At 73.3% G+C, this 17,248-nt stretch carries 14 protein-coding genes; 7 read left to right on the top strand and 7 right to left on the bottom strand.

Features of this window, described 5'->3' with window-relative positions; genetic code table 11:
- Nucleotides 1–68: 68 nt before the first annotated feature.
- Nucleotides 69–911 (bottom strand): SDR family oxidoreductase, encoded by an 843-nt coding sequence (locus N6H00_RS09275; protein ID WP_268971111.1) that lies wholly within the window; start codon nt 909–911, stop codon nt 69–71.
- 100 nt (nt 912–1,011) lie between these two features.
- Here N6H00_RS09275 and N6H00_RS09270 point away from each other — a divergent pair, with 100 nt between their 5' ends.
- From N6H00_RS09270 to N6H00_RS09255, 4 genes are all read left to right on the top strand, one after another.
- The gene (locus N6H00_RS09270) at nt 1,012–1,824 is read left to right on the top strand and encodes a helix-turn-helix domain-containing protein (protein WP_268971110.1); all 813 of its coding nucleotides are present in this window, start codon (nt 1,012–1,014) and stop codon (nt 1,822–1,824) included.
- Nucleotides 1,825–1,905: 81 nt separating this feature from the next.
- Nucleotides 1,906–2,640 carry a molybdopterin-dependent oxidoreductase gene (locus N6H00_RS09265; protein WP_268971109.1) on the top strand — a complete coding sequence of 245 codons (735 nt, stop codon included), beginning with the start codon at nt 1,906–1,908 and terminating at the stop codon, nt 2,638–2,640.
- Nucleotides 2,582–3,376: a cytochrome b/b6 domain-containing protein gene (locus tag N6H00_RS09260; RefSeq protein ID WP_443072919.1), complete on the top strand. Its 795-nt coding sequence runs from the start codon at nt 2,582–2,584 to the stop codon at nt 3,374–3,376. The genes N6H00_RS09265 and N6H00_RS09260 overlap by 59 nt, the downstream gene beginning before the upstream one ends.
- Before the next feature lie 31 nt (nt 3,377–3,407).
- A complete protein-coding gene (locus tag N6H00_RS09255) occupies nt 3,408–4,427 on the top strand; it encodes a glycoside hydrolase family 6 protein (protein ID WP_443072918.1) in 1,020 nt (339 codons plus the stop codon).
- 61 nt (nt 4,428–4,488) lie between these two features.
- Here the strand turns inward: N6H00_RS09255 and N6H00_RS09250 are convergent, their stop codons facing one another.
- Complete coding sequence (locus N6H00_RS09250; RefSeq protein ID WP_268971106.1) at nt 4,489–6,381, bottom strand: glycosyltransferase family 2 protein; 1,893 nt, start codon at nt 6,379–6,381, stop codon at nt 4,489–4,491.
- Nucleotides 6,382–6,659: 278 nt separating this feature from the next.
- Here N6H00_RS09250 and N6H00_RS09245 point away from each other — a divergent pair, with 278 nt between their 5' ends.
- Nucleotides 6,660–7,898, top strand: a complete 1,239-nt coding sequence (locus tag N6H00_RS09245) for a glycosyltransferase (protein ID WP_268971105.1) — start codon at nt 6,660–6,662, stop codon at nt 7,896–7,898.
- Nucleotides 7,899–8,231: 333 nt separating this feature from the next.
- Here the strand turns inward: N6H00_RS09245 and N6H00_RS09240 are convergent, their stop codons facing one another.
- Genes N6H00_RS09240 through N6H00_RS09225 form a run of 4 tightly spaced genes read right to left on the bottom strand, consistent with a single transcriptional unit; the run spans nt 8,232 to nt 12,786 of the window.
- Entirely contained in the window at nt 8,232–9,161 is a 930-nt protein-coding gene (locus N6H00_RS09240; protein WP_268971104.1) for an NmrA family NAD(P)-binding protein, read from the bottom strand.
- Between the two features lie 3 nt (nt 9,162–9,164).
- The gene (locus tag N6H00_RS09235; RefSeq protein ID WP_268971103.1) at nt 9,165–11,297 is read right to left on the bottom strand and encodes a xanthine dehydrogenase family protein molybdopterin-binding subunit; all 2,133 of its coding nucleotides are present in this window, start codon (nt 11,295–11,297) and stop codon (nt 9,165–9,167) included.
- Nucleotides 11,294–12,283 (bottom strand): FAD binding domain-containing protein, encoded by a 990-nt coding sequence (locus tag N6H00_RS09230; RefSeq protein WP_268971102.1) that lies wholly within the window; start codon nt 12,281–12,283, stop codon nt 11,294–11,296. Before N6H00_RS09230 ends, N6H00_RS09235 begins: the two co-directional genes overlap by 4 nt.
- Complete coding sequence (locus N6H00_RS09225) at nt 12,280–12,786, bottom strand: (2Fe-2S)-binding protein (protein WP_268971101.1); 507 nt, start codon at nt 12,784–12,786, stop codon at nt 12,280–12,282. Before N6H00_RS09225 ends, N6H00_RS09230 begins: the two co-directional genes overlap by 4 nt.
- A gap of 660 nt (nt 12,787–13,446) precedes the next feature.
- Here N6H00_RS09225 and N6H00_RS09215 point away from each other — a divergent pair.
- Both N6H00_RS09215 and N6H00_RS09210 read left to right on the top strand, forming a co-directional pair.
- Nucleotides 13,447–13,662 (top strand): tautomerase family protein, encoded by a 216-nt coding sequence (locus N6H00_RS09215; RefSeq protein ID WP_268971100.1) that lies wholly within the window; start codon nt 13,447–13,449, stop codon nt 13,660–13,662.
- 181 nt (nt 13,663–13,843) lie between these two features.
- On the top strand, nt 13,844–14,035 hold the full coding sequence (locus N6H00_RS09210) for a hypothetical protein (protein WP_268971099.1): 192 nt from the start codon (nt 13,844–13,846) through the stop codon (nt 14,033–14,035).
- A 15-nt stretch (nt 14,036–14,050) separates the two neighbouring features.
- On the opposite strand, the gene N6H00_RS09205 is transcribed toward N6H00_RS09210, so the two are convergent.
- A complete protein-coding gene (locus tag N6H00_RS09205) occupies nt 14,051–17,221 on the bottom strand; it encodes an AfsR/SARP family transcriptional regulator (RefSeq protein WP_268971098.1) in 3,171 nt (1,056 codons plus the stop codon).
- Nucleotides 17,222–17,248: the final 27 nt, after the last annotated feature.

The raw sequence follows: 17,248 nt of genomic DNA, 5'->3' as shown, positions 1-17,248 counted from the left end.
CATGGACGGCCCGGCCGACCCCATGGTTGCGGGCCGGGCGGGCACCCGGCCGGCGGCGGCGGGATCGCTCAGGCGGTCCCGTCGGTGTCCGCGTCGGTCTCGGCGGCGCCGGCCCGCTGCGGTGCGATGTGGGCGAGACGGTTGCGCAGCGCGGCGGTGGCGCCCTGGTAGGAGTCGCTGCCCAGCACCAGCCGCATCGGCGCGGGCCGCTGGGAGGCGCTGTCGATGACCTTCGCGGCGACCTTGGCCGGATCGCCGGGGAGCGGGACGGCGGTGTCCTTGAAGGCGCGTACCGCGGCGGCCGGTGTGCCGTCGTAAGCGGCCAGCGGCCGGCCCAGCGCCAGGCTGCTGCCGGCGAAGGAGGTCCGCGCACCACCGGGCTCGACCAGCGTCACCTCGATGCCGAACGGCGCCACCTCACCGGCGAGGGCCTCCATGAACCCTTCGACGCCCCACTTGCCCGCGTGGTAGAGCGAGGCACCAGGGTGCGCGGCGAGACCGGCGACCGACGAGATCTGGATGATCCGGCCGCCGCCCTGCGCCCGCAGATGCGGCAGCGCCGCCCGCGCCGTCTGGATCGAGCCGATCAGGTTGGTGGTGATCTGGTGGACCATCTGTTCGTCGGTGCATTCCTCGGCAGCGCCGAACAGCCCGTAGCCCGCGTTGATCACGACGACATCGATACGGCCCAGCTCGCCGAAGGCGGCGTCGACGACCTCCCGCACCCGCGCCAGGTCGGTGATGTCGAGGTGGCCGAGCCAGAACCGGTCGCCGTACGTGTCCCGCAGGTCATCGACCGATCCTTGCCGCCTGACCGTTCCCGCGACGCGGTCGCCGCGCGCGAGGAGCTGCTCCGCCAGCTCCCGGCCGAGCCCGCTGTTGACCCCCGTGATGAACCATGTCTTCGTCATGCCGTCACTGTCACCCGGGCGCATGCCGGGTCCCAGTCCCCGCTGTTCCTGGTAGTGGCGGGGACACCCACGGGGAGTCGCGGCCGCCTAGGCTGAACGGGTGGACAACGCTCTCGGAGACTTCCTGCGGGCCCGTCGTGAACTCGTCACACCGGCGGAGGCGGGCCTGCCGGCCGGCCACGGGCCGCGGCGGGTGCCGGGTCTGCGCCGCGAGGAAGTGGCGATGCTGGCCGGGATCAGCGTCGAGTACTACCTGCGCCTGGAACAGGGCCGCGACCGCAACCCCTCGGCCCAGGTCATCCACGCCCTGGCCGATGTGCTCCAGCTGGACGCGGAAGGCACGGCCTATCTGATGTCGCTGGCCGGCCCCAAGCCGAGCCGCCGCCCGGACCGGACGGACGCGCGCGTACCCCAGAGCCTTGGCCTGCTGCTGCGCACTGTCAACGTGCCCGCCATGGTGTTCAACAAGTACAGCGACGTGCTGGCCGCCAATCGGCTGGCCCGAGCCCTGGCGCCGGACATGGAGCCGGGGACGAACCGGCTGCGGACGCTCTTCACCGAGCAGGCGGCACACGACTACCACGACGACTGGGAGCAGTACACGGCCACCGCCGTGGCGCACCTGCGCGCCCAGATCGGCACCGAGACCGACGACGAGCGTCTGCACACCCTGATCGGTGAGCTCTCCGTCAAGAGCGAGCGGTTCCGCGTGCTGTGGGCGCGCCACGACGTGCGCACCGCCCGCGACACCACCTTCCGCATCCGGCACCCCACGATCGGCCCGGTGGAACTGCTGGTCGAGAAGTTCCAGGTGGCCGGCTCCGACGGACTGGAGACGCTGCTCCTGCACGCGGCTCCCGGCAGCCCCTCGGCCGACGCCCTCGCACTGCTCGCCTCGCTCGACGCCTCGTAGGCCACGACGGAGTCTTACGGAACGCTGACGAATCCCCGGCGGAGATGGCGCGTCGCCCCCGCCCGGTGCTCTCATCGGTCCATGGACCCCAACACCGGTGCCGGAGCCGACGGCCGGGGCGCCCCCGTCGGCCGGCGCCTCGTTCTCGGCATGCTCGGCCTCGGCGCCGGCGCGATGGCCGCGGCGCCCTGGTTGCAGGACCGGCTGGAGACCGCGCTGGGCGCGGTGGCCGACAAGGACCCGACGGGGGTGACCGGCCTCCTCCCCAACGGCGGGGGATTCCGCTACTACTCCGTCACCTCCTCCGTGCCCCACAAGGACGCCGGCAGCTACCGCCTCACCGTCGGCGGGCTCGTCGACAAGCCCGCCGAGTACCGCCTCGCCGATCTGCGCGCGCTCCCGCAGACCCGTCTGGTCCGCGACGTCCAGTGCGTCACCGGCTGGCGGGTGCGCGCGACCCCGTTCGAGGGGGTGCGGCTGTCGGCGCTGCTCGACGCGGCCGGGGTGCGCCCGCGGGGCAAGGCCGTCCGCTTCACCTGCTTCGACGGCGCGTACACCGAGAGCCTGACGCTCGACCAGGCCCGGCGCCCGGATGTGCTGGTCGCGCTGAAGCTGCGGGACGAGCCGCTCGGGCACGCGCACGGCGGGCCGGTGCGGCTGTATGTGGCACCCATGTACTTCTACAAGTCGGCGAAGTGGCTCTCCGGTATCACCGTCACCGATGAGGTGCGGCCCGGCTATTGGGAGGACCGGGGCTATGACGTCGACGCCTGGGTCGGCAGGTCGAACGGGCGTGACGATGACCCCACCGCCTGAGCACGGCGACCGGCCCTGGTCCGGGTCCCGATCCCGGTCCGGGTCCCGGGTGCTCCGGTTCAGCCCCGCCGAGCGCTGGATCCACCGCACCACGGCCGCCCTGCTGGGGGCGTGCGTGCTGAGCGCGGCCTGTCTGTACCTGCCCCAGCTGGCCGAACTCGTGGGCCGGCGCGCGCTCGTGGTCACCGTCCACGAGTGGTCCGGCATCCTGACGCCCCTCCCGGCCCTGCTCGGGCTCGCCTCCCGCGCCTTCCGCGCCGACCTCACCCGCCTCAACCGGTTCGGCCCGCACGACCGCCGCTGGCTGCGCGCGGCGCTGCGGCGCGACCACCGCCGTGCGGAGCGGCCCGCGGGCAAGTTCAACGCGGGGCAGAAGCTCTACGCCGGATACCTCGCGGGCGCGGTGCTGGTGATGGCGGGCACCGGGCTGCTCATGTGGTTCACCGGACTGGCTCCGCTGGTGTGGCGCACCAGTGCCACCTTCGTCCACGACTGGCTGGCGCTGGCGGTCGGCGTCGTCCTGCTCGGCCACATCGGCAAGGCGCTCGCCGATCCGGAGGCCCGGCGCGGTATGCGCACCGGCAGCGTCGAGCGGGCGTGGGCGGCCCATGAGCATCCGCTGTGGCACCCGGAGGGCGACGCGGGCGGCCGCCCGGAGGACGACGGGGGCGACGCGGGCGACGGCCGGCCGGGCGCGGGGCACGACATCGGAGACCACGAGCGCCGCGTCCGCTGAACCGGCGGCACGCGGTGCCATGATTCGACGCATGCGCGAGAAAGGTGCCAGAAAGACCGTTGTGCGGCATGGGGTGTGTGCCGCCGTGTGCGTCATGGCGACGCTTCCGCTGAGCGGATGCCAATGGTTCGACTCCCCGCGGCGGGGCGGGCTCTGGGTGAACCCGGACAGCCCGGCCGCCCGGCAGGCCCATGAGCGGGAGAGGGCGGGGAAGAACGGCGATGCCGAGCTCATCCGGCGGATCGCCCAGCAGCCGGTCGCGGAGTGGCTCGGCCCCGCGCCGCCGCGCGAACGGGTCCGCTTCATCACGGAATCCGCGGCGCGCACCGGGTCCACCCCCGTCCTGGTGCCCTATCACATCCCGTACCGCGACTGCGGACGGTACTCCGCGGGCGGCGCGAAGGACGGCAGGGAATACCGGAAGTGGATCGAGCAGATCACCCTGGGCATCGGCGATCGAAAAGCGATCGTCGTACTGGAACCCGACGCGGTGGCCCAGATCGTCGACGGCTGTGTGCCCGCCCGGCTGCGCACCGCCCGGCTGGCGATGATCCGCGACGCGGTCGCCATGTTCGCCGCGCTGCCCCACGTCCGGGTGTACGTGGACGCGGGGAACCCGGGCTGGATCAAGAACCCCGCCCGGCTGGTGAAGCCGCTGCGCGAGGGCGGCATCGAGCAGGCGGACGGCTTCGCGCTGAACGTCGCCAACTTCCAGCCGACCCGGGTCATCAGGGCGTACGGCCACCGGCTCTCCCGCGCCCTGGACGGCACCCACTTCGTCATCGACACCAGCCGGAACGGCAACGGGCCGCTGCGGCCGCGCGGCGCGGCCCGGCACGGGGTCAGGGCCCGGAACTCCTGGTGCAACCCACCGGGGCGGGCGCTGGGCGAACCGCCCAGCACCCACACCGGTGACCCCCGGGTGGACGCGTACTTGTGGATCAAACGGCCCGGGGAGTCCGACGGAACCTGCAACGGCGGCCCCCCGGCCGGCCACTGGTGGACCGCGTACGCGCTCGACCTGGCCCGCAACGCCGGCCACCACCGCTAGGGCCTGACCTCAAAGGGGGCGAAGGGGGGCGCCCCGTGCCACGGCCCGCCCTGCCGGCCGGTCACAGCGCGCAGACCGGGGCCTTCTCCTTGTCCTTCTCCTTGGCCGCCGCCGGGCACGGGCTGTCCGCGCGCGCCGACGGCACCGTTCCGCGCGCCGGGCGCCGTCGCCCGCGGCGTACCAGCCCCACCGACCAGATCGCCACCGGGGCCAGACACAGGGCGAGGGCGAGCACCGCCCAGACGCGCATCACCGCATGGGTGTGGCCCAGGAAGAACGAACCGATCAGCGAGGAGCCGAACACCCCCGCCCACAGCAGATGGATACGGAACGTGGAGAGCCGGTCGGGGCTGGACGAGTCGCCCTTGGGCGTGACCACGAACCGGCTGGTGCGCCGCAGCGCCGCGTCGCACAGCGACTTGGCGTAGATCGGGGCGGACAGCGCCGAGAGCAGCATCCCGGCCAGCCCGCCGGAGCCCTCCGGCTCGTGCGGGGAGACGTTGTGCCGCCGGTTCCAGACGTACAGGCCGATCTGGAGCATCGCCGCGTCGCTGTAGAGCATCATCCACATCTCGGCCGGGACGTGGATCCCGGCGGCGCCCAGCATCAGGAACAGCGCACAGGACAGCGCGGAGAGCATCCAGTTGAGCGCGGTCATCGGGTAGTACGCGATCATCAGCGAGTAGTTGAGCAGCTTGCCCGGCGACAGGGTGAACAGGCCCTTCCAGAACTGCTTGAGCAGGGTCTCGTAGGTGCCGCGGCTCCACCGCATCTGCTGGGTGAAGAAGTCCGTCCAGGCGCTCGGTCCCTCGCCCACCGCCAGCACGTCGGGGGTGTAGACCGAGCGCCACTTCTTCCCGGTCGCGGGGTTGCGGCGGCGGTGCAGCTCGAAACCGGTGGCCATGTCCTCGGTGATCGAGTCGTACAGTCCGCCGATCGAGCGCAGCGCGCTGATCCGTACGGCATTGTTGGTGCCCACGAACATCGGGCCGCCATACGCGTTTCCCGCCCGCTGGATCAGCGCGTGGAAAAGGAACTGCTGGCTTTCGGCGGCCTTGGTGACCGGGGTGTCGTAATTCCCGTAGACCTGCGGTCCGACAACAAAGGCGATATCCGGGTCCCGGAAGTAACCCAGCATGCGCTCCAGGAAGTTGGGGAGCGGCACATGGTCGGTGTCCACACACGCCATGAATTCATATGCGTCGCCATGGGCGTCCAGCCAGGCGTTGTAATTCCCGTGCTTGGTCCGCGCCCGGAAAGCGCCCTTGGGCTGATTCCACTTCTCGACGCCCTTGCGGGAGAAGTGCCGTACGCCCAGCCGCGCGCACAGCGCCTTGACCTCGTCGTCGTCCCCCTCGTCGAGCAGCCAGACGTCCAGCGGCCCGGTGTGCCGGATGCGTACCGCTCCCTCGAGCGTGGCCCGGACCATCGCGATCGGCTCCTTGCCGGGCACGAAGCTGGTCAGGAACGCCACCCGGGTCCCCGGCTCCGGCACCACCGGCACCGGATCCCGCGCCACCAGGGTGGCATGGGCGTTGGAGACGACCGTGAACAGGCGGAAGCTCTCGATCAGCGCGATCGAGACCAGCATCGCGACATCCGCCGCGCACTGCCACGCCGGTGCGTAGTCGCGGCGCACCCAGTGGTCGGGGCGCAGCAGCCACAACAGCAGCAGCGCCGAGCACACCGGCGCCGCGCACAGCAGCAGCGCGGCCCGGAACCGGTGCGGCTCCTGGGCCAGCAGACTCCGGCAGCGCACCCGGTAGGGGCGGTTCGCGGGGGGCTCCGTCAGCGGGCCCGCCAACTCGCTGTACCGCTTGTACTCGTACACCGGGGCGGGGCGATGGTGCGGAACGCGGGAATCCGACGCCGTACGCGCGGGCGGCGGCCCGGCGTGCACGGGGCGTGCGCCGGTTTTCCGGGGGGAATCTCTGACGGGGGTCGGTGCAGACATCTGGGCACTCCCGCGGGTCTGGCTGGAACCGAATGTCGCGTCCTGATGGCCCATATGGGTCATTCATTCTTCAGGTCATCGCGCGAGATGAGAAGGTAACAATCGCACGGGGCGCGGCGGCGCACATCGGAAATTCGGCGCGCCCTGTTGACGGTCCGTGAGATGTCCACTCCGACGGCCCAGCGGTGCGCGTCTTACGTGATTTACATCCCGACGTCTGGCAGGGTCGGAGCCGATCGACGTCACATTGGCACACCGAGATGGGGCGCAGTCGCCCGATGAGAGTTCTGCACATCATCTCCCGCCTCGGGGCCGGAGGAGCCGAACAGCAACTGAGGCTGCTCCTGCGCCATGTGCCGGTGCGCTGTGACGTCATCGCCCTCTCCGGCCCCGGCGCCACCGCGCACGGCATCCGCGCGGACGGCGTCCCCGTCACCCATCTGCCCCTGGGCGGCGAGCCCTTGGGCGGTGAGCCTCTGGGCGGCGGGCTCCCGGGTGGCGGGCGTGCGCGGCAGCTCGCCGCCGTACCCAGACTGGCGCGGATGATCCGGTCCGGCGGCTACGACCTGGTGCACACCCACCTCTACCGGGCCTGTGTGCTCGGCCGGATCGCCGCGCGGCTGGCCGGGGTGCGGGCGGTGATCGCCACCGAACACAGCCTGGGTGAGCGGCGGATCGACGGCCGTCCGCTCACCGCCGCCCTCCGCGCCCGCTACCTCGCCGCCGAACGGCTGGGCTCGGCGACCGTCGCCGTCTCGGCCGCCGTCGCCGACCGGCTGCGCGACCTGGGGGTGCCCAACCCCCGGATCCACCTGGTGCCCAACGGGATCGACGCCCGCCACTTCCACTTCGAGCCGACCGCCCGCGCGGCCGCCCGCGCCCGTCTCGCCATCTCCGAGCGGGCCTTCGTGGTCGGCGGGGTCGGCCGGCTGGTGGCGGACAAGCGGTTCGACGCGGCGGTACGGGCCGTCGCCGACGTGCCCGGCGCCCGGCTGCTGCTGGTCGGCGACGGCCCCGAGCGCCCCGCGCTGGAGGACCTGGCCGCCCGGCTCGGCGTGGCCGACCGGGTCCGGCTGCTGGGGGAGCGCGACGGCGCGGTGGCCCCGGCCGACGACCGGCCCGCGGGGCTGCCCGGACTGCTGGCCGCCATGGACGTCCTGGTCTCGCCCTCCGTCGAGGAGGCGTTCGGCCTCGCGGCGCTGGAGGCGCTCGCGGCCGGGCTGCCGGTGCTGCACACCGTCTGCCCCGCCCTCGACGAACTCCCCGCCGGCGCCGCCCCCGGCGCCCGCCGCATCGCCCCCGGCCCGGCCGCCCTCGCCGACGCCCTGCGCCGGCAGGCCGCCGCGGGCCCCCTGCGCTACCCGGTCCCGGACGCCCTCGACCGCTACGACATCGCCCGCGCGGCCCGCCGCCTGATGGATCTGTACGACCGCACCGCCACCTGCGGCCCGGACGGCTGCCTCCGCGTGCCACCCACCGGCCGCCCCACACCCCGCCGCGGCGCCCCCGCGAACTGAACCGGCCCCCGCAGACCCGGCGGTACCGGGCGGTGCCCGGCCGCCTGACGCCCCATCGGCTGCCCGCCGGGCGCGGTCAGTCGGCGGGCGCCGCTCGGCGGTGCGCCCATGGGCTGATCCGGTGTCCCCGCCGCGCCGTTGACCCGTCCGCTCCTTCGCCGTTCGGGCTCGGCCGTCCGCGGCCCGGCCGCCTGCCGGTGGGGACGCGGGTCCGGCAGCAGGTCCGCCGTGAGCGCCGGTCGTCAGCCGGTCGGATACGCCATGGGGCGGCCGGCCCCGCCGGCGCGGTGAAGCGGCGGGCCGGCACCGTGCGGGAGGCTGCCGCCTCGCCGCTCACCCCGCTCCTTCCGTGAACTTCCCGGGGTGGTCGCGGACGAATTCCCGCACCCCCGTCGCGGGCCTTCCGGTGATCCTTTCGATGTCGTCGGTCACCCGGTCGTAGCGGTTCTCCGCGTGCAGCCGCGCCATCGTGGCGAGATGGTCGGCGACATGGGCGGGCAGGCCCAGCGCTCCCAGGTCGTGGTTGACCCAGGCTTCGTAGGAGACGTCCACATAGCTGACCGGACGCCCCAGCGCACTGCTGAACTCCTCGGCCATGGCGGTCATATCGCGCGAGGCCGGGCCGGTCAGCTGGTAGACCCTGCCGATGTGGGCGGGCGGGTCCGCCAGGACCTCGGCCACCACCGCGGCCACGTCCCGCGCCGCGACGGGGGAGGTGCGCCCGGTGCCGAACGGCAGCCGGATCGTGCCCTCCTGCGCGATCGAGGCGTAGACGAAGACCTCGAACAGCGGGTTCTCCATGAAGACGGTGGGCCGGATGTGCGTGACCGGGAGTCCCGACCAGTTCAGCGCGTGTTCGGCCAGCCATTGCTGACGGTGCTGGGTGGATTCCGCCGTGCTGGTCAGGTCCATCTGGGAGACCGTCATCTGCGACATGTTGACCAGCGCTTCCAGCCGTGCGGAGGCGCGGGCGACCACCGCCGTGGTCATCGTCGCCTCCAGGTAGCGCGGCGACACGCTCATGCCGAAGTACATCCGTCCGCAGCCGTCCAGCGCGCGGACCACGTCCGGGGCGCGGGTCAGATCGCCCGCCACCACCTCCGCGCCCGTCGCGCGCAGGGCCGCCGCCCGCTCGTCCTCGCGGTGGACCAGGGCGCGCACCGGCAGCCCGCGCCGGCGCAGCTCCGCCACCACGCCGCGGCCGACGGCCCCGACGCTCCCGGCGGCGCCGGTCACCAGGATCGGTGCACCGGACCCGGCCATGGCTCAGGGCAGCAGTTTGTCGAGGGTGATGGGCAGTTCGCGGACCCGGACACCGGTGGCGTGGTGCACGGCGTTGGCGATGGCCGCGGCCGTGCCGACGATGCCCACCTCACCGAGGCCCTTGGCGCCCATGGGGTTGGTGTGCGGGTCGGACTCGTCCAGCCAGTGGGCCTCGACGGCGTGCACATCGGCGTGGGAGGCGATGTGGTACTGGGCGAAGTCCTGGTTGACCACATGCCCGAACCGCGGGTCGAGCACGCTGTGTTCGTACAGCGCCATCGACATCCCCTGGGTCATCCCGCCGATCAGCTGGGACCGCGCCGTCTTGGGGTTGATGACCCGGCCCACGTCGAACATCCCCAGCAGCCGCGCCACCCGCACCTCCCCGGTGTCCTGGTCGACCCGTACCTCGGCGAACTGGGCGCCGAAGCTGTGCATCGCGTAGCGCTCGGCGTCCGGGTTGCCGCCCGGCAGCTCCGCAGTGGCCTCCAGGCCGCCCGGTGGCGCGATACCGCCGTGCTCGGTCCGCAGCCGGGCCCGCAGCCGGTCCGCGGCCTCCCAGATCGCGCTGCCCCAGCTGTTGATGCCGGCCGAGAACCCGGCGACCGACGCGGCCGGCAGCGCCGTGTCCCCGATCCGCATCTCCACCTCCCCGACCGGGACGCCCAGTGCGTCGGCGGCGATCTGGGTGAGCGCCGTCCAGGTGCCGGTGCCCAGGTCGGCGGCGGCGATCCGCACCGTGTAGTGGCCGTCCGGGCCGATCCGGATCGTGGCCGCGTTCCCGGGGAAGCGGGGGGAGGGGTACGTCGAGGCGGCCACGCCGGTGCCCACCAGCCAGCGCCCCTCGCGCCGCGACCGGGGGGCCGGATCGCGCCGCTCCCATCCGGCCCGGCGGGCGCCCTCGCGCAGACAGGCCACCAGATGGCGGCTGGAGAACGGCAGCCCGGACTCCGGATGCACCTCCGGCTCATTGCGGATGCGGAACTCCACCGGGTCCAGCCGGCAGGCCAGCGCCATCTCGTCCAGGGCCGACTCCAGCGCGTACATCCCCTGCGCCTCGCCCGGCGCCCGCATGATCGTCGGCACCGGGACGTCCAGCGGGGCCAGCCGGTGGGTGGTGCGCCGGTGCGGCGCCGCGTACATCATCCGGGAGCAGACGGCCACCTGCTCCGCGTACCCCTTGGCCTTGGCGGTCTGCTCGATCACATCATGGGCGAGCGCGATCAGCCTGCCGTCCCGGTCGGCGCCCAGCCGCATCCGCTGGATCGACGCGGGACGGTACCCGACCAGGGCGAACATCTGCTGGCGGGTGAGGGTGAACTTGACCGGCCGGCGGACGGTCCGGGCCGCCATCGCGGCCAGGACGGCGTACGAGTGGGGGTAGACCTTCGAGCCGAACGCGCCCCCGACATGCGGGGAGACCACCCGCACCCGCCCCGGCTCAAGACCCAGCACCCCGGAGATCAGGGCCTGGCTGAAGGAGACGCCCTGGGTGGAGCAGCGCACGATCAGCTCCCCGTCCGACCAGGTGACGACGGCGGTGTGCGGCTCCATCGGATTGTTGTGGTACATCGGCGTGGTGTACGTGGCGTCCACCATGGTCGGCGCGGCCGCCAGGGCCGTCTCGACGTCCCCCAGCAGGCTGTCGGCGGGCGAGCCGTCCTGGAGCTCTCCGCCGCCGGTGCCGAAGGTGGCCGCGTGCGCCGGGGTGTAGAGGTCGTCGCGGTCGGCGCGCAGCACCACATCGGGGGTCCTGCTCTCGTAGGTGACGCGGACGAGCCCCGCCGCGCGGCGCGCGGTCTCCAGGCTCTCGGCCACCACCGCGCCGATGAACTGACCGCGCCAGGCGACCTCGTCGGACTGGAGGACGGCCAGCTCCGGATCGTCGGGCCGGGTCAGCGTGGGGGCGTTGAGGTGGCTGAGCACGGCCAGCACCCCCGGCTCCGCCTCCGCGAGCGCGCTGTCCACCCCGGTCACCCGCCCGGAGGCGATCGTGGACTGGAGCGGATAGAGGTAGACGGGCTGATCGAGGGGCCATTCATAGGCGTAGGTGGCGGTGCCGGTGACCTTCTGCACGCCGTCGACGCGATCCATCGGGATACCGATGGCGCGGGGGCGGGCCGTGACGTCGCTCATCGCGCCTCCTCCAGCAGTTCCAGCAGGGTGGCGACGATCGTGTTGCGGGCGAGCGGCACCTTGAAGGCGTTGCCCGGCAGCGGCCGCGCCCCGGACAGTTCGGCCGCGGCCGCGTCCACGAAGCTCTCCCGGGTGGCGGGCGCGCCGCGCAGCGCCGCCTCGGCGGTGGTGGCCCGCCAGGGCTTGTGCGCCACCCCGCCCAGCGCGATGCGCGCGTCCCGTACCGCCCCGTCGGCGACGTCCAGCGCGGCGGCGACCGAGACCAGCGCGAAGGCGTACGAGGCGCGGTCGCGCACCTTGCGGTAGCGGGAGCGGGTCGCGGCGTGCGGGGGCGGTAGCTCCACATCGGTGATCAGCTCACCGCGCTCGAGCACGGTGTCGCGCTCGGGGGCGGAGTCCGGCAGCCGGTGCAGTTCGGTCAGCGGGATCCGCCGCTGACCGTCCGGTCCGGCCACCGCCACCACCGCGTCCAGTGCGGCCAGGGCGACCGCCATGTCGGAGGGGTGGGTGGCCACGCAGGCGGGGGAGGCGCCGAGGACCGCCATGTCGCGCTGGTAGCCCTCCAGTGCCGAACAGCCCGAGCCCGGTGCGCGTTTGTTGCAGGGGGTGGTGACGTTCTGGAAGTACGGGCAGCGGGTGCGCTGGAGCAGGTTCCCGCCGGTGGTGGCCAGATTGCGCAGCTGGCCCGAGGCGCCCGAGAGCAGCGCCTGGGAGAGCACCGGATAGCGGCGCCGGACCCGCGGGTCGGCGGCCAGATCGCTGTTGGTCACCGCCGCGCCGATGCGCAGTCCGCCGTCGGGCAGCTCCTCGATCCGGTCGGAGGTGAGCCGCCGGACGTCGATCAGCACCTCCGGGGTGGTCACCTCCAGCCGCATCAGATCGACCAGATTGGTGCCCCCGGCCAGATAGGCCGCCTCGGGCTCCCGGACCAGGGTGGTGACGGCCGCTGACACCCCGCCGGCGCGCTCGTAGCGAAAGGGCCTCATCGGTGCGCCACCTCCGCGATCGCCGGGACGATGTTGGCGTACGCGGCGCAGCGGCACAGGTTGCCGCTCATCCGCTCGGCGATCTCCTCGTCGTCCAGCACCACCTCGGTGGCGTTCGGGTCCTTGCTCACGGCGCTCGGCCAGCCCGCCCCGGCCTCCCGCAGCATCCCGGCCGCCGAGACGATCTGACCGGGTGTGCAGTAGCCGCACTGGAAGGCGTCGTGCGCGATGAACGACCGCTGGAGCGGGTGGAGCTCACCGTCGGCGAGTCCCGCCGCCGTGATGATGTCCGAGCCCTGGTGGGCGACGGCCAGCGCGAGACAGCCGAGGACCCGGCGGCCGTCGAGCAGCAGGGTGCAGGCGCCGCACTGTCCGTGGTCGCAGCCCTTCTTGGGGCTGGTGTTCCCCAGCCGCTCGCGCAGGGCGTCCAGCAGCGTGGTACGGGTGTCGACGGTGAGGCGGTGCTCGGTCCCGTCCACCCTGAGCTCGATCTCCAGGTCCATGATCCCTACCCTTGATCGTCGTCCGTCGGGACGTCGCGGGGGACGTCACGGGCACCACCATTCTCGGACATATGTGCACTGATCGCCCATCCGGCGGTAGCGCGCGGTCACGTGCGCTGGACCACGGCGTCCAGATGCGGCAGACAGTGGTCCATGCGGTCCCGCCGCTCCCGGTCAGCCGGGCGAGGTCGCCCCGCGCCGTCGCGATGGTGACGCGGCTGCCGTCGGTGGTGGTCCGGGGCATCCGCACGGCCGCCCGGTCCAGCGGATCGGGGTCCCGGTCGTGCAGGATCCACAGCTGCGGGCCGCCCAGCCGGGGCGCCGGCCAGCGCCCCGGGCCAGCACCGCCGCGACGCAGGCACCCACCATCCCCGCCCCCACCACGGCGATCCGGTCGCCCAGCAGGGGCGCGGCCATCCGGGACCGCCGGGTGCGATGAGCGCCGGGGCCGCCGGCCGCCCCCGCCGCGACGGTGATGTCCGCGTACGGACGCGGTGCGGAAGAGAGGGGTATCCGCGGTACCCAGTCCCGCCTCCGTGAGAGGGAACGGCGCGGGAACCGTTCAGGAACCCGGGTCGGGAGGATGGCTGACCCTCATGGCGAGCCGCGCCATTCAGGGCCTGTGCCATCCGCCCTACCTATTTCCTGAGGAGTACCGACATGCCTGTGGTCACCGTCGACTGGTGGCAGGGGAACGACCGGGAACGCCGCGCCGTCCTGGTGTCCGAGCTGGCCGCGACCGTATCCCGGGTGGCCGGCTGCCCGGTCGAGGCCGTCACCGTCGTGGTCCGCGACTGCGAACCCGGCCACCACCACGACTCCGCCTCGCGCCCCTGTTCCCCCGACGCCGGATTGGGTCTGATGGGCCCGTTGTGAGCCGGGACCGGCCGGCGGGCCGGGGCGGTACGCCGCCCCTGTCCGCCGCCGGATACCGCGGGTTCCCGTTGCGGCACGCCACGGCGTGCGGCGGCCGGTAACGAGACCGGACGCGTTCGGGAACGGCCGCGGACAGCATCGGAGATGTCAACAGCGGTCACCGATTGAGGGGGTACCACTCATGCGAGCCACGCGCGCCACACTGGTCGGACTCATCGCGGCGATGACGTTCGCTTCCACTGCCGGAGCGGCGCACGAGTACCGGACGACGGCCATCACCGGGCACCCCAGCGCGCGCCATGTCCTCGCCTCCGGTGAGGGGCCGGCCGTCGCTCCCCTCTCGGGTGAGGGGCCGGCCTTCGCCGCCGCCTGATGCCGCACCGGCGTGTCAACCGTGCCGGCGGAACGCTTCCGCCACGCCCATCTGGTCGAACAGCGCGTCGGCTCTGCGGCGGTGGTCATCGGCCGCCGCCGCGTCACCGAGCGCCTCACAAGCCTGGGCCATACCGGACAGGGCGCGCGCCATCTCGATGCGGTAGCCGACCGCCGAGGCGATCCGGTGGGCGTCGGTGTGCAGTTGGAGGGCGGTGGTGTGGTCACGCCGGTGGCCGCACAGCCGGCCCAGGATGTTCTTGACCGTCGCCTGCCGGATCGGCGCGCGGCTCTCGCGCTCCAGTTCCAGGGCGCGTTCGGCGTGGTCCGGGGTCCCCGCGGGCATGCCGAGGCGGCGCCGTACCTTGGCCGAGAGCGCGAGGACCAGGGCCACGTCCCCCAGGGAGTCCGAGTCGTCGCTCATCTCCAGGGCCCGGTCCAGGCAGGCGCGGGCCTCCTCGTCCGCGCCGAGGCCGATGAGGGCGAGGGCCAGGTCGGTCAGGGCCACCATCTCGTTGTCCCGGGCGCCGATCCGCTGGTTGAGCTCGACCGCACGCCGCGCCGCATCGGCGGCCTCGCGGTATCTGCCCAGGTGCTCGAAGAGCGAGCTGAGATTGGTCAGGGACTCGGCCTCCGCGCGCGGGGCGCCCAGCTCCCTCTTGAGGGAGATCGACTGCATCAGGTGGGGCAGCGCCTCGTCGAAGCGGCCGACCGTGGCCAGCAACAGCCCGAGCATTCCGGTGCTCTTGGCCTCCCCCCTGCGGTCCCCCAGCGACACCGAAAGCCCCAGGCTCTCCTCCGCGGCCGTCAGCCCCTCCGGGAAGCGCCCCAGCTTCCAGTCGGCGACCGCCAGGTTCGACAGGCTCAGGGCCAGCAGGGACCGGTCCTCCAGCGCCCGTGAGGCGGTCACCGCGACGCCCGCCACCTGCCGGAACTCCTCGTAGCGCCCCCGGCTGTCGAGCTGGAAGACGACGTTGCGGGCCAGCTCGGCGGCGTGCCGGTACAGGCCCTGGCGGTCCGCGAGGGTGACGGCTGCCAGCAGGCTGTCCTTCTCCCGGTCCAGCCACTCCCGGGCGCGGGCGATGTTCTGGAGCGGCGGGACCACGGCGGCCGGCCGCAGGACCGGTCCGTCGGGTCCGGCGCTCAGTGGCGCCCGGCCCGGGAAAACGATGTCACAGGCCGCTTCGGTGGCGGCCAGGTAGTAGTCGAGCAGCCGCTGGGTGGCCGTGGCATCCGCCGTGGCGTCCGCCGTCTCGTTCGCCGTGTTCTCTTCCTGGCCCTCCTGCTTCGTCAGCCACTGCGCGAAACTGCGCACCAGGTCGTGGAAGGCGTAGCGGCCGGTCTCGTGCTGCTGCATCAGATGCGTGTCCAGCAGATGCTCCAGCACCTCCTCGGCCCGGCTCGGGTCGGTGCCGAGCAGAGCGCCGGCCGAGTACGGGTCGACGTCCGCGCCCGGATGCCTGCCCAGCAGCCGGAAGGCGGTGCGGTGCGCCGGGGCGAGCCCTTCGTAGGACAGGGTCAGGGTCGCGGTGACGCCCCGTTCCCCGGAGCGCAGTTCGTCCAGGCGGCGGGTCTCGTCCCGCAACCGGTCGACCAGGTGGCGGACGGTCCAGCGCGGCCGGTTGCGGAGCCTGGCGGCGGCGATCCGCAGCGCGAGCGGCAGGTGGCCGCATAACTCCGCCAGCTCGGCCACCGCCACCGGCTCGGCCGCCATGCGCTCCTCGCCGAGCATCCTGGCGACCAGTGCCGTGCTGTCCTGCGGGGGCATCATCCCGAGGGAGATCCACTGGGCCCCGTCCAGTTCCACCAGCCGGGAACGGCTGGTGATCAGGACGAGGGCGTCGGAGGTGCCCGGCAGCAGCGGCCGGACCTGCGCGCTGTCGACAGCGTTGTCAAGGAGGAGTACCAGCCGGTGCTGTGCCGCCGTGGTACGCCACAGGGCGAGCCGCCCCGCCTCGTCCTCGGGGATGCGCTCGCCGGGCACGTCGAGCGTCCGCAGCATCGCCTCGGCGACCGCGCCGGGCTGGAGCGGCGGCTCGCCTGGGGTGAAACCGCGCAGGTCGACGTAGAGATGGGCGTCGGGCCAGTAGTCGGCGAGTTGATGGGCCACCCGCACCGCGAGCGAGGTCTTGCCGGTGCCGCCCATGCCGTCGATGGCCACGATGCGCGGGCCGCGTCCGGGGCGCGGACCCGGACCGCCCTGGCCGTCCGGCCCCCAGGAGCCCTCCAGCAGATACCGCAGCTCCCGGTCCCGGCCGGTGAAGTCCGGCAGGTCGTAGGGCAGGGTGCAGCAGTGCGGGCCGGTCGGCGCCGGTGGGGGCGGGGTGGGTAAGGGAGCGGATAAGGGGGGCGGTGAGTGGCCGGTGGGGGTGGCGGCCGCCGCGGTGGCCGGGGGCACGGGCGCCGGACGGCTGGGGGCGGCGAGTTCGGGGCTGTTGCGCAGGATCGCCTCGTGCAGGGCGGTCAGCCGCTCGCTCGGGTCGATGCCCAGCTCCACGGAGAGCATTTTGCGCACCGAGTCGAACTCCGCCAGCGCTTCCGCCTGCCGCCCCGACCGGTACAGGGCGAGCATCAGCAGTCCGCGGAGCGTCTCCTGGAAGGGGTGGGAGCCGATCAGATCGCGCAGGTCCCCGACCAGTTCGCCGCTCTCGCCCAGGGACAGCCGCAGCTCGTAGTACTGTTCGGTCGCCGCCAGGTGGCGCTCCTCCAGAGCGGCGGAGGCGGCCGCGATCACCGCACCGCCGGCCCCGGCCAGAACCGGGCCGCGCCACAGTGCGAGAGCCGTGCTCAGGGTGTCGACCGCGGCCCTGGTGCGCCCTTCGGCCGCTTCCTGCTGGGCCCGCCGCAGCCCCTCGGTGAACATGCTCAGGTCCAGGCGCTCGGGTGCCACCACCGCCCGGTAGCCGGGACCATCGGTGAGGATCAGCTCATGCCCCGCCGGGATGCGGCGGCGGAGCGCGGCGACGGCCTTGCGCACCTGGTGCGAGGCGGTGGCGGGCGGATCCTCGTCCCAGACGGCCTCGACCAGCCGGCTGACCGGCAGAACACGGTTGGGGGAGAGCAGCAGGGCGACGAGTACCCGCTCATGGACGGGCCCGCCGAGCGGAAGCTGAGTCCCGTCGTCCGTGAGGCATTCGAGCGAGCCGAGCACATTCAACCGGACCGGGTCCCGCTTCTGCTCCGTCAACCTGTGCCCCCTCGGCGAGCGCTCATG

Source organism: Streptomyces sp. S465, assembly GCF_026898115.1.
Lineage (GTDB): Bacteria > Actinomycetota > Actinomycetes > Streptomycetales > Streptomycetaceae > Streptomyces > Streptomyces luomodiensis.
This window is presented reverse-complemented; position numbering and strand designations above follow the sequence as displayed.